The organism is Pseudarthrobacter sp. NKDBFgelt (genome assembly GCF_046097905.1).
Classification (GTDB): Bacteria; Actinomycetota; Actinomycetes; order Actinomycetales; family Micrococcaceae; genus Arthrobacter; species Arthrobacter polychromogenes.
This window is the reverse complement of sequence record NZ_JBJURL010000104.1, coordinates 1-11,304: the sequence shown is the minus strand read 5'-3', so window position 1 is coordinate 11,304 and position 11,304 is coordinate 1. Positions and strand designations below refer to the sequence as shown.

Below are 11,304 nucleotides of genomic sequence, written 5' to 3'. Positions count from 1 at the left end.
GACATCGCCCGCCGCACGTTGAACGGGACCGTCCGGGCGATGGCAGGGCGCGTCTCCGCCGTCGCGCAGGCCGCGCGGGAGCAGCAGCACGCCGCCGCCAACCTCGAGGATGCTGCGGTCGGTGCCTACCGGGACGCTGCGGACCGCATCCTGGATGCCACGAGGGACGGCGCCCTCCTGAGAGGGGAGGTACTGGCCCGCTGGCAGGACTTTGTGGGTACGGGGGAATTCTTCCGGACCCTCGAGCAGAACGTGGGACGGTTCCGCGACCGCGTGGGTGCCTTCTTCCGTGGTGAACCCGCACCCGCCGTCAGGGTGGAGGCTGCCATCGAGACCGGCCTGCAGGCAGTCATTGTTGACGAAGCCGCCAATGCTGCCGAGGACACTGACCAGCGCTGGCGGAACGATCCCGCCGGGCGCCAGCTGCTGGGTACGGATGACCTCTCCGGCACAACGCCGGGCTTTGAAGACCGCGCCGCCGCTGAGATCAGGGCCTGGCAGGAAGCCCTGATGGACATGATCCGTACAGAGGGCCAGGGAAAGCGGACGCAGGCCCGCTGGCTGTCCTTCGGCATCAACGGACTCGGCGCCGCGCTGATGATCGTCGTCTTTTCCATGACGGCGGGGCTCACGGGACTCGAGGTGGGCGTCGCCGGAGGAACCGCCGTCGTGGGCCAGCGGTTGCTTGAGGCCGTCTTCGGCGAGGACGCCGTCAGGCGCATGGCCGAAAAAGCGCGCGAGGACCTTCACACCCGGTGCCTGGTGCTGCTGCAGGAAGAGAGGCGCAAGTTCCTCTCCCGCCTGCCGGACTACGACGACAGCACCCAAGACACCCTGGCCGCGCACGCCGCTGCCCTGGTGCGCCTGGCGGACAACGCATGAGCCGGCACAGCGACACCCGGGAGGCGACCCGGCTTGACCGCCGGCTTTCCGCCCTCAACGACGCCCGCGAGCTTGGCGAAGGCGTCCTTCCGGACGAGTCCCTGCAGGAAGTCTTCAGTGTCCTGGAGCGCGCAAGTTCACGGCGTTCGCTCTCTGCGGACCACACGGTGGTGGGATTTTTTGGTGCCACAGGCAGCGGAAAATCCTCCCTTTTCAACGCGGTCAGCGGCGCGGAAATTGCGACGGCGGCAGCGCGCCGTCCAACGACGTCGGAACCTTTGGCAGGGGTCTGGGGTGCGGACGGCAGCGAACCGCTGCTGGACTGGCTGGAAGTCCGCAACCGCCACCACGCCGCCGCCGTCGACGGATTCGCGGACGAGGACACCGGCCTGATCCTGCTGGACCTGCCGGACTTCGACTCCACCAAGGCATCCAACCGTGAAGTGGTACAGCGGATGGTGGGAATGGTGGACGTCCTGGTGTGGGTCCTTGATCCGCAAAAGTACGCCGACGCGGCAGTGCACAACGACTTCCTGTCCCGCCTGGCCTCGCACGGCGCGGTGACCCTGGTGGTCCTGAACCAGGTGGACCGGCTGCCGGAACGTGACGTGCAGCCCGTCCTGGAATCCCTGCGTTCCATCCTTGCCCGGGACGGATTAGCCAAGGTCCAGGTGCTTGCGGCTTCGGCGTTGACGGGGGCCGGCGTTGACCAGGTCCGGGCTGCCATCCGTGGGGCCGCCGTCAAGCGCAAGGCCCAGTCGCAGCGGCTTGCTGCCGATATCACCAGGGCATCAGCGGAACTGGGTGCTGTGTCCGGCGAGGGGACCGCGGCCGGTGTACGGCCTGCGGCCATTAACCGCCTGGCCGACGAACTGGCTGTGGCAGCCAACGTTCCCGTGGTGGTCCGCGCGGTGGGCCAGTCCTACCGGCTGGAGTCCGTCAGGCGCACGGGCTGGCCGGTGACCCGGTGGCTCTCCCGGTTCCGTGCTGATCCGCTGCGCCGGCTCAATCTGCGCAGCGCGGCGCCATCGGAACTCAACCGGACATCCCTGCCACCGGCAGGAGCGCCGGAGCGGGCACGCACGGACGCCGCAGTGCGTGAATTCGCCGATGCCGCGAGCACCGGGGCTCCCGGGCCTTGGCGGGCCGCCATCAGGGGAGCCGCCCGGGAGGGGCGGGAACGCCTCCCCGATGCACTTGACCAGGCCATCGCCGGAACGGACCTCGCCGCCAACCGGAAGTCCTGGTGGTGGGGAGTTTTCAATGTGGTGCAGTGGCTGGCGCTGCTCACCGTCCTGGGCGGGCTGGGCTGGCTCGGCGTCCTGGCGGCCCTGGGCTATTTCCAGATGCCCGTGCCTGAGGTGCCCCGGGTGGAGGGGTGGCCAGTTCCCACCCTGATGATTGCCGGGGGTGTGGTGCTGGGTATTTTCCTGGCCATCACCGGCCGCTTCATAGCCGCTGCTGCGGCCAACATACGGGCGGCGAGGGCACGGAAGCGGCTCAATGCCGCAGTGGCTGCTGTTGCGCAGGAACTCGTGGTGGAACCGGTGGAACTGGAGGTCAGCAGGCAGGCCGCATTCGATGCTGCGCTCAGGACGGCTGCAGCCGGCTAGCTGCGTCCCGGACCTTGACCAGCGTCCGCAGGTTGCGCGTCGTGGTTGCGGCCTTGAACCTGGTTTTCGCGGAGATCCTGCTGAAGGGGCTGTCCAGGGTTCCGCCGGCCGGTGCCAGCCAGGCCAGCGCCTCCGGCCCCAGCCTCTTCTGCTGATGTCCTTCCAGTGCAGCCCCGGCCGCATCGAGTTCATCGAGCACTTCCTGGTTCGAGGAGAGCGTGATGTAGGTATGGGTGGCCTTGTCGTCGTCAGGGTAGGGGCACGCCGCCACGAGTTCTGAGACCCGGCCGGCTTGGAGGACCACCACCCAGGCATCATAGCCAAAGGCATCCCGGAGGCACTTCTCACACGTGTGCTTGACAGCGGCGGCGCCGAGGTTGCTGGTGAGGACTACGTTTCCGCTCGCAAGCAGTGTCCCGGCATCCTGGAAGCCGGCAGCCTGGAGGGCGTCCCGCAAGGCGGCCATTTTGATGTTGATGCCGCCCACGTTGATGCCACGGAGAAAAACCGCATAGCTGCCCATGGCGAAATCCTAGCGCCGGGCGGGCTGGTTGTGGCGGCCTGTGCCGGGCGTCAATCGTTGTTTTTGCGGAGGGCTTCGGTGAGGAGCCGTCCGGCGTTGCACACTACTTCCGCGTGCAGCCGGCCGGGTTGGCGGGTAAGGCGCTCAATGGGCCCGGAAATGGAGACGGCGGCGATGACCCGGCCGGACGGTCCCCGCACCGGTGCGGAGACGGAGGCGACCCCCGGTTCCCGTTCGCCGAGGCTCTGTCCCCAGCCCCGGCGTCGTACTCCTGCCAGGACTGTCGGCGTGAAGCGTGCTGACTGCAGTCCCTCGAGAAGGCGGTCATGGTCTTCCCACGCGAGCAGCACCTGCGCCGCAGATCCTGCCTTCATGGACAGCTGGGTGCCTACGGGGATGGTGTCGCGAAGGCCGATGGGCCGTTCGGCCGACGCCACGCACACGCGCCAGTCGCCCTGGCGGCGGAAAATCTGTGCGCTTTCGCCGGTGGCGTCGCGCAGCTGCATCAAGACGGGCCCGGCGGAAGCTATCAAACGGTCCTCGCCTGCGGCCGATGCCAGCTCAACCAGGCGGCTTCCCAGGACAAAGCGGCCCTGGATGTCGCGGCTCACCAGGCGGTGGTGGACCAGGGCGAGGGCAAGGCGGTGGACAGTGGGCCGGGCCAGGCCGGTGGCTGCCACGAGCTGCGCCAGCGTGGTGGGGCCGGCTTCGAGCGCATCAAGCACCTGGGCCGCTTTATCAATGACACCGACTCCACTAGAATTGTCCATGTAATGATATTGCCGTCTCAATATCTGAGATGCAAATCTTTCGGCTGGCGCAGGGCGGAGCCGTCCTGATTCAGTTGATCTCATCAGCCAAACAGCAGTGAAGGGAGATGGCCATGGCAAAGACATTGGCCGAGAAAGTCTGGGACGCACACGTGGTGCGCAAAGGTGATGGTGACGGTGCCAACGCCCAGCCCGACCTTCTCTTCATCGACCTTCACCTGGTCCACGAGGTGACGTCCCCGCAGGCGTTTGAAGGCCTGCGCCTGGCAGGGCGCAAGCTGCGCCGCCCGGACCTCACCATCGCCACGGAGGACCACAACACTCCCACGCTGGACATCGACAAGCCTATCGCCGACCTCACCAGCCGCACCCAGATCCAGACCCTGCGCAACAACTGCGCCGAGTTCGGTGTCCGGCTGCACAGCCTCGGGGACGCGGAGCAGGGCATCGTCCACGTGGTCGGCCCGCAGCTCGGTCTCACCCAGCCGGGAATGACAGTGGTCTGCGGCGACTCCCACACGTCAACGCATGGTGCCTTCGGCGCCCTGGCCATGGGCATTGGCACCTCTGAGGTGGAGCACGTCATGGCCACCCAGACGCTCTCCCTGAAGCCATTCAAGACCATGGCCATCAACGTCGAGGGCACACTGCGTCCCGGCGTGACCGCCAAGGACATCATCCTGGCCGTCATCGCCAAGATCGGCACCGGCGGCGGGCAGGGCTACGTCCTGGAATACCGTGGATCCGCCATCCGCTCGCTGTCCATGGACGCGCGCATGACCATCTGCAACATGTCCATCGAAGCCGGTGCCCGCGCCGGCATGGTGGCGCCGGACGAAACCACCTACGCCTTTATGGAGGGCCGTCCGCACGCTCCCCAGGGCGCCGACTGGGACGCCGCCGTCGAGTACTGGAACACGCTGCGCACCGACGACGACGCCGTCTTCGACGCCCAGGTTGACCTGGACGCCGACACCCTGGAGCCCTTCGTCACCTGGGGCACCAACCCCGGCCAGGGCGTCTCGCTGTCCGAGTCCGTGCCGTCCCCGGAGGACTTCGGCGACGAGAACGCGAAGGCTGCCGCCGAGCGGGCGCTGCAGTACATGGGGCTGGAGGCCGGCACCCCGATGAAGGACATCCGCGTGGACACGGTGTTCCTGGGCTCCTGCACCAACTCCCGCATGGAGGACCTGCGGGCTGCCGCGGACATCATCCGCGGACGCCAAAAGGACCCCAACGTCCGGATGCTGGTTGTTCCGGGCTCCGCGCGCGTACGGCTGGAAGCCGAGGCCGAGGGCCTGGACCGCGTGTTCAAGGACTTCGGCGCCGAGTGGCGCTTTGCCGGCTGCTCCATGTGCCTGGGCATGAACCCGGACCAGCTGGAGGTGGGGGAGCGCTGCGCTTCCACCTCGAACCGCAACTTCGAAGGACGCCAGGGCAAGGGTGGCCGCACCCACCTGGTGTCCCCGGTGGTCGCCGCTGCCACCGCCATCCGGGGCACCCTGAGTTCGCCGTCGGACCTTGATCCGGCCCCCGAATCCGCCGCCATCCGCACCGACGCAGCCTAGGACACGCCATGGAAAAGTTCACCACCCACACCGGAATCGGCGTCCCGCTGCGGCAGAGCAACGTGGACACGGACCAGATCATCCCCGCCGTCTACCTCAAGCGGATCACCCGGACCGGCTTCGAGGACGCCCTGTTCTCGGCATGGCGCAAGGACCCGTCCTTCATCCTCAACAAGGAGCCCTTCTCTGCCGGCTCCGTTCTGGTGGCTGGCCCGGACTTCGGTACCGGATCGTCCCGCGAGCACGCCGTCTGGGCGCTGAAGGACTACGGCTTCAAGGCCGTCCTCTCCTCGCGCTTCGCCGACATCTTCCGCGGGAACTCCGGCAAGCAGGGGCTGCTTGCCGCCGAACTCTCCCAGGACGACATCGAGCTCATCTGGAAGGAACTCGAGAATGCTCCGGGAACCGAAGTTACCGTGGACCTGGTGTCCAAGACGGTGGTGTGCGGAAACATCGTTGCGCCCTTCGAGATCGACGATTACACCCGCTGGCGCCTGCTGGAAGGCCTCGATGACATCGGGCTGACCCTGCAGCATGAGGCGGACATCACGGCCTACGAGGCCACCCGGCCCTCGTTCAAGCCCAAAACCCTGCCTGCGCGCCTTTCCTCCGCGGGCTGAAGCAGAGTTGCATGTCTTAAAAAGGTGCGACGGCGGCGCGCCACGCCCTGCCGCCGTCGGCCGCGTATTTCGGTTCGGTAACGCAACCTCCTATGCTTGGTTGGAGCCTTTGCAAGGATTTGGGGGCGAGTGATCGTAAGGAAACCGGTATATGAGTAGTGTTCTGACAATCCGCGGCGGAGTCCCGCTTACAGGCCGCGTCAGCGTCCGGGGAGCAAAGAATCTTGTCCCCAAGGCGATGGTGGCAGCGTTGCTGGGCAACGAACCCTCGGTGTTGCGGAACGTCCCGGAGATCAAGGACGTGGAGGTGGTCACCTCCCTCCTGCAGCTGCACGGCGTCACCGTGGTCAAGGACCCGGTCAACGGGGACCTCACGCTGGATCCGAAGGCCGCCAAGACGGCGTCCAGCACTGCCATTGACGCCCACGCGGGCGACTCCCGGATTCCCATCCTGCTCTGCGGGCCGCTGATCCACGCCATCGGCGAGGCGTTCATTCCCGATCTCGGCGGCTGCAAAATCGGCGACCGCCCCATCGACTACCACCTGGACGTGCTGCGCCAGTTCGGTGCCGTGGTGGAGAAGCGCCCCGGCGGGATCCACATCTCAGCGCCCAAGGGCCTGCACGGGGCAAAGATTTCCCTGCCGTATCCTTCGGTGGGCGCCACCGAGCAGGTCTTGCTGAGCGCCACGCGCGCAGAGGGCATCACCGAACTTTCCGGCGCCGCAACCGAGCCGGAGATTATCGACCTCATCGCCGTGCTGCAGAAGATGGGCGCCATCATCAGCGTCCAGACGGACCGGACCATCCGCATTGAAGGCGTCCGCGATCTCGGCGGCTACAACCACCGGGCACTCTCGGACCGGAACGAGTCAGCGTCGTGGGCCTCCGCTGCGCTGGTCACCAAGGGCGACATCTTTGTTGAGGGCGCCTCCCAGCGGGACATGATGACTTTCCTGAACACGTACCGCAAGGTGGGCGGCGGGATGGACATCGGCGAGGACGGCATCCGGTTCTACCACAAGGGTGGCAAGCTTAACCCGCTGGTCCTGGAAACGGACGTGCACCCCGGCTTCATGACGGACTGGCAGCAGCCGTTGGTGGTTGCCCTGACCCAGGCCGAGGGCGTCTCAATCGTCCACGAGACCGTCTACGAGAACCGCTTCGGGTTCACCGACGCGCTCATCCGGATGGGTGCCAGCATCCAGGTGCACCGCGAATGCCTGGGCAGCGTGCCGTGCCGTTTTGGCCAGCGCAACTTCCTGCATTCCGCCGTGATCTCCGGACCCACCCAGCTCAAGGGCACCGATATCGACGTTCCGGACCTGCGCGGCGGCTTCAGCCACCTGATCGCCGCGTTGGCGGCGACGGGAACCTCACGCGTCACCGGCATTGACATCATCAACCGCGGCTACGAACGGTTCACCGAAAAGCTGGCCGGGCTGGGTGCCGACTTCGACATCACCACCACGAAGTAGCGGGCAGACGTGAAGGAACCGGCCAAGAGCCGCGCCACCCTTGCGGTGGTCGCCGGAATAGTCCGCCCCCTGTTCAACCTCATGATGGACAAAGAGTGGAAGGGCACTGAGAAGCTGCCTGCCGGCGGCTTCATCGCTGCGCCCAACCACTGCACCGAGATCGATCCCCTGATCGTCGGCCACCTCCTCTACAACCACAAGGTTCTGCCGCATTTCCTGGCCAAGTCCGGACTGTTCAAGGTTCCTGTGCTGGGCTGGGTCCTGCGGGCCACCAAGCAGATCCCGGTGGAGCGTTCGACGGCGGGAGCGAACCGTTCCCTCCAGCTCGCCCAGGAGATCGTTGCCGAGGGCGGCGCCATCATCATCTATCCCGAAGGCACCCTCACCAGGGATCCGGACCTCTGGCCCATGAAGGGCCACACGGGCGCCGCCCGTCTCGCCCTGGAAGGCGGCATTCCGGTGGTTCCGATCGCCCATTGGGGCGCCCACGAGGTATTCCCCCGCTACGGCAAGCGGTTCCACCTGTTCCCGCGCAAGAGGTCCAGGGTTGTGGTGGGCGACCCCGTGGACCTGAGCGCCTTCGCCGGGCGTCCGCTGGATAAAGCCACGCTGGCCGGCGCCACGGACGCAATCATGGACGCGATCACCGGCCTCCTCGCGGAGCTCCGCCAGGAAGAGCCTCCCGCGGAGCGCTGGGACCCGGCCAAGCAGCAGCAGGCGAAGCACGGCAGGTTCGTGGAGCGCGGACAGCAGCAGCCCGGCACCGGAACGGAAGCTCCGTGACCGCTGGGGAAAGGCTGACGGGCTCTGCCCGTTCCGTTGCTGTCCTCGGTGCCGGCTCCTGGGGGACGACGTTCGCCAAGATCCTGGCTGATGCAGCGGCTGCCGCAGGTGATCCGCGCACCATCAGGCTGTGGGGCCGGCGCGCTGAAGTGGTGGACCAGATCAACACCAGCCACGTCAACGAGCAGTACCTGAAGGAGGTCCCGCTCCCCGGGATCATCTCGGCGTCGACGGACGTTGCCGCCGTCCTGGAAGGCGCGGACCTCGTGGTTATCGCCGTCCCGGCGCAGTCTTTGCGGCCGCAGCTGCGGGAGTGGAAGGGCCTGATCGCGCCGGACGCCATGGTGGTTTCCCTCATGAAGGGCCTGGAGCTTGGCACGGACGCCCGCATGAGCGAGGTCATCGGCGAGGAGCTTGGCCTGCCCGCCGAACGCATCGCCATTGTGTCCGGTCCCAACCTGGCCATGGAGATCGCCCGCGAAGAACCAACCGCATCGGTGGTTGCCTGCACGGATTCCGCCGCTGCCGGCTGGATCGCCAGGAGCTGCACGGCTCCGTATTTCCGGCCCTACACCACAGCGGACGTCGTTGGGGTGGAGATCGGCGGAATCGTGAAAAACGTCATTGCGCTGGCCGTGGGCATCTGCGAGGGCAAGCAGATGGGGGACAACACCAAAGCGTCCGTCATCACCCGCGGCCTCGCCGAAACGTCCCGCCTCGCCCTGGCACTGGGCGGTGAAGCCAAAACGATGGCCGGACTGGCCGGGCTGGGCGACCTCGTGGCCACCTGCTCCTCGCCGCTCTCGCGCAACCACACCGCGGGCCGGCTGCTCGGCCAGGGCCTCACGCTGGAGGAGGTGGGCCAGAAGATGACCCAGACCGCCGAAGGCATAAAATCGGGCCAGGCCGTCCACGAACTGGCAGGCAAGCTGGGAGTCGAGATGCCCATCACTGCCGCCGTCGTTGCCGTACTGGCCGGCAAGCTGTCCGTTGACCAACTGGGGCCCCTCCTGCTGTCCCGGGAACTGAAACCTGAAGGCGATTACTGACGATGTCCCACGAAAACTTGGCCGCGGGGGAGACCGCGCCGCGGGCGAAACCCCGGGTGGCGGTACTTTTCGGCGGCCGCTCCAGCGAGCACGCCGTGAGCTGCGTAACGGCCGCCGGAGTGCTCGGCGCCATCAACAAGGACAAGTACGAGGTGATTCCGATTGGAATCGCCAAAACCGGGCAGTGGGTCCTCGCGGGCGCCGACACCGCCCAATGGTCCCTGGCATCAACAGCTCTGCCCGAGGTGGCGCCGTCACCGCAGACCGTCACCCTCGCGGAAATCGGGGGCGAACACCAGCTGATCGTGGCCTCCCCGAACGAGGTGCCCCAGGAGCTCGGAACTGTTGACGTGGTTTTCCCGCTGCTTCATGGCCCGTTCGGCGAGGACGGCACCATCCAAGGGCTGCTGGAACTCTCGGACACCCGCTACGTTGGCGCCGGCGTCCTTGCTTCCGCCGTGGGCATGGACAAGCACTACATGAAAGTCGTCTTCGAGGCTGCCGGGCTGCACGTGGGCCCGTATGTGGCGGTCACCGACCGCCAGTGGCGCAAGGACCCGGAGCTGGTCCGGAAACAGGTGGACCGGCTGGGCTTCCCGGTCTTCGTCAAACCCGCCCGCGCAGGCTCCTCGATGGGCATTTCCAAGGTTGATTCACTGGCGGACCTGGACGCCGCCATCGAGGAAGCCCGCAAGCACGACCTCAAGCTGGTGATCGAGGCCGGGATTATTGGCCGGGAGATCGAATGCGCTGTCCTCGAAGGCAGGGGCACAGACGCTCCGCGGACCTCCATGCCCGGGGAGATCTCCGTGGCCGGCGGCACCCACGAGTTCTACGATTTCAACGCAAAGTATGTCGAGGATGACGCCGCCTCCCTCAGCTGCCCGGCAGACATTCCCGAGGAAGCCATCGCCCGGGTCCGCGAGCTCGCAGCGGCAGCCTTTGATGCCGTAGGTGCCGAAGGACTGAGCCGCGTGGACTTCTTCTACACCCCCGCCGGTGAGCTCATTATCAACGAGATCAATACCATGCCCGGGTTCACGCCCAAGAGCATGTACCCGCAGATGTGGGCGGCCTCCGGGCTGGGTTACGCCGACCTCATCGATGAACTGATCTACCTGGCGCTGCACCGCAAAACCGGGCTCCGCTGACCTTCCCGCCGGCACCCTGACCGGCACGGGAACCCTATTGGCTGGGCGGCAGGTTCTGCAGGTCCTCCTGGCCCACGCAGTTCCTGGCCGCCGGTACCTTGCCGGCGGCCGCTGCGAGGTCTGCCAGGACTGTGGCAGAGCTGATCTTGTCCGGGTCCATCAGGATCTCGGTTGCCGGTTCGCGGCCGTAGGTCGTCAGGGTCCAGACCGGGCTGCCCTCCTTGATGACCCAGTCGATGCCATTGACGGTCACGCAGCGGTCTGTGGTGGGGCCCGGGACGTTGACGCCGCAGCGGAGGATCACCAGGGAAGGATCACCCCAGGCCGCCGTCGCCTGGCTGTTGGTCTTCCGGAGCGGGTACTCGCCAATCGCGTCCGGCAACGCCACCATCATGGGAGCGCAGGCGGGGTTGGCTCCGTCCTGGGCGGCAGGAACATCCACGGGAGGCGAGCACGACGTCAAAGGTATTGCCGCAAGGCTCCCAATCAGTGCCAGCCTGGCAATACGGGCGGGCAGGGAAAGCTGGGGACGGTGCATCCCCCCAGCCTATCGCTGCGAACGGGGCAGCCCCGACGCCGGGCACTGCCTGCCCTCGATGTCAGGGCCCCGCGATAGCGTAGTGGGGTGCCTGAAAAACCCACGTCCTCCCGCCCGCAGCCCCGTCCGCAATCCGGTGATGACCAGCCCGCTGCAGACGGGCCCCAACTGACCGTCTCCGCCCTGCCTGTCTCCGGCCTGCCTGTCTCTGCCCTCTCGGAGGGCGAGCTGCTGGCCCGGATCTTTCCGCGGCTGGCCATGGAAGGCACGCACGGCGCCGCCACCCTCCTGGGGCCGGGGGATGACGCCGCCGTGATCGCTGCCCCGGAC

General features: G+C 66.9%; 10 protein-coding genes and 2 pseudogenes. 9 read left to right on the top strand and 3 right to left on the bottom strand.

The features are described from left to right. Both ACKAE7_RS19190 and ACKAE7_RS19185 read left to right on the top strand, forming a co-directional pair. Window positions 1-882, top strand: a pseudogene (locus ACKAE7_RS19190) (ABC transporter); the annotation flags it as partial. Next, a complete protein-coding gene (locus ACKAE7_RS19185) occupies window positions 879-2,495 on the top strand; it encodes a GTPase (RefSeq protein ID WP_188808569.1) in 1,617 nt (538 codons plus the stop codon). The pseudogene ACKAE7_RS19190 and the gene ACKAE7_RS19185, both read left to right, overlap by 4 nt. Here the strand turns inward: ACKAE7_RS19185 and ACKAE7_RS19180 are convergent. Both ACKAE7_RS19180 and ACKAE7_RS19175 read right to left on the bottom strand, forming a co-directional pair. Beyond that, a complete protein-coding gene (locus tag ACKAE7_RS19180; protein WP_188808570.1) occupies window positions 2,473-3,018 on the bottom strand; it encodes a DUF1697 domain-containing protein in 546 nt (181 codons plus the stop codon). The genes ACKAE7_RS19185 and ACKAE7_RS19180 overlap by 23 nt on opposite strands. Before the next feature lie 50 nt (window positions 3,019-3,068). Further along, window positions 3,069-3,788 carry an IclR family transcriptional regulator gene (locus tag ACKAE7_RS19175; RefSeq protein ID WP_066276894.1) on the bottom strand — a complete coding sequence of 240 codons (720 nt, stop codon included), beginning with the start codon at window positions 3,786-3,788 and terminating at the stop codon, window positions 3,069-3,071. A 113-nt stretch (window positions 3,789-3,901) separates the two neighbouring features. On the opposite strand from ACKAE7_RS19175, the gene leuC reads away from it, so the two are divergent. From leuC to ACKAE7_RS19145, 6 genes are all read left to right on the top strand, one after another. Then, window positions 3,902-5,356, top strand: coding sequence for a 3-isopropylmalate dehydratase large subunit (gene leuC, locus ACKAE7_RS19170; RefSeq protein WP_066280764.1), 1,455 nt, complete (start codon window positions 3,902-3,904; stop codon window positions 5,354-5,356). Between the two features lie 8 nt (window positions 5,357-5,364). Then, window positions 5,365-5,976, top strand: coding sequence for a 3-isopropylmalate dehydratase small subunit (leuD, locus tag ACKAE7_RS19165; protein WP_188727996.1), 612 nt, complete (start codon window positions 5,365-5,367; stop codon window positions 5,974-5,976). 151 nt (window positions 5,977-6,127) lie between these two features. After that, on the top strand, window positions 6,128-7,453 hold the full coding sequence (gene murA / locus ACKAE7_RS19160; protein WP_188808571.1) for a UDP-N-acetylglucosamine 1-carboxyvinyltransferase: 1,326 nt from the start codon (window positions 6,128-6,130) through the stop codon (window positions 7,451-7,453). Window positions 7,454-7,462: 9 nt separating this feature from the next. Next, window positions 7,463-8,236, top strand: a complete 774-nt coding sequence (locus ACKAE7_RS19155; RefSeq protein WP_188808572.1) for a 1-acyl-sn-glycerol-3-phosphate acyltransferase — start codon at window positions 7,463-7,465, stop codon at window positions 8,234-8,236. Then, window positions 8,233-9,285: an NAD(P)H-dependent glycerol-3-phosphate dehydrogenase gene (locus ACKAE7_RS19150; RefSeq protein WP_188808573.1), complete on the top strand. Its 1,053-nt coding sequence runs from the start codon at window positions 8,233-8,235 to the stop codon at window positions 9,283-9,285. The genes ACKAE7_RS19155 and ACKAE7_RS19150 overlap by 4 nt, the downstream gene beginning before the upstream one ends. A 2-nt stretch (window positions 9,286-9,287) precedes the next feature. Next, window positions 9,288-10,436, top strand: coding sequence for a D-alanine--D-alanine ligase family protein (locus tag ACKAE7_RS19145; protein WP_408980020.1), 1,149 nt, complete (start codon window positions 9,288-9,290; stop codon window positions 10,434-10,436). A gap of 34 nt (window positions 10,437-10,470) precedes the next feature. Here ACKAE7_RS19145 and ACKAE7_RS19140 read toward each other — a convergent pair whose 3' ends face one another. Beyond that, window positions 10,471-10,974 (bottom strand): DUF3515 domain-containing protein, encoded by a 504-nt coding sequence (locus ACKAE7_RS19140; RefSeq protein WP_408980019.1) that lies wholly within the window; start codon window positions 10,972-10,974, stop codon window positions 10,471-10,473. Window positions 10,975-11,142: 168 nt separating this feature from the next. Between ACKAE7_RS19140 and ACKAE7_RS19135 the strand changes: the two are divergent. Beyond that, window positions 11,143-11,304 (top strand): annotated as a pseudogene (locus ACKAE7_RS19135) (thiamine-phosphate kinase); the annotation flags it as partial.

Excerpts from the sequence above, each read along its gene's own strand:
- ACKAE7_RS19185 (WP_188808569.1), top strand. The coding sequence starts at position 879 with ATGAGCCGGCACAGCGACACCCGGGAGGCGACCCGGCTTGACCGCCGG.
- ACKAE7_RS19180 (WP_188808570.1), bottom strand. The coding sequence starts at position 3,018 with ATGGGCAGCTATGCGGTTTTTCTCCGTGGCATCAACGTGGGCGGCATC.
- ACKAE7_RS19175 (WP_066276894.1), bottom strand. The coding sequence starts at position 3,788 with ATGGACAATTCTAGTGGAGTCGGTGTCATTGATAAAGCGGCCCAGGTG.
- leuC (WP_066280764.1), top strand. The coding sequence starts at position 3,902 with ATGGCAAAGACATTGGCCGAGAAAGTCTGGGACGCACACGTGGTGCGC.
- leuD (WP_188727996.1), top strand. The coding sequence starts at position 5,365 with ATGGAAAAGTTCACCACCCACACCGGAATCGGCGTCCCGCTGCGGCAG.
- murA (WP_188808571.1), top strand. The coding sequence starts at position 6,128 with ATGAGTAGTGTTCTGACAATCCGCGGCGGAGTCCCGCTTACAGGCCGC.
- ACKAE7_RS19145 (WP_408980020.1), top strand. The coding sequence starts at position 9,288 with ATGTCCCACGAAAACTTGGCCGCGGGGGAGACCGCGCCGCGGGCGAAA.
- ACKAE7_RS19140 (WP_408980019.1), bottom strand. The coding sequence starts at position 10,974 with ATGCACCGTCCCCAGCTTTCCCTGCCCGCCCGTATTGCCAGGCTGGCA.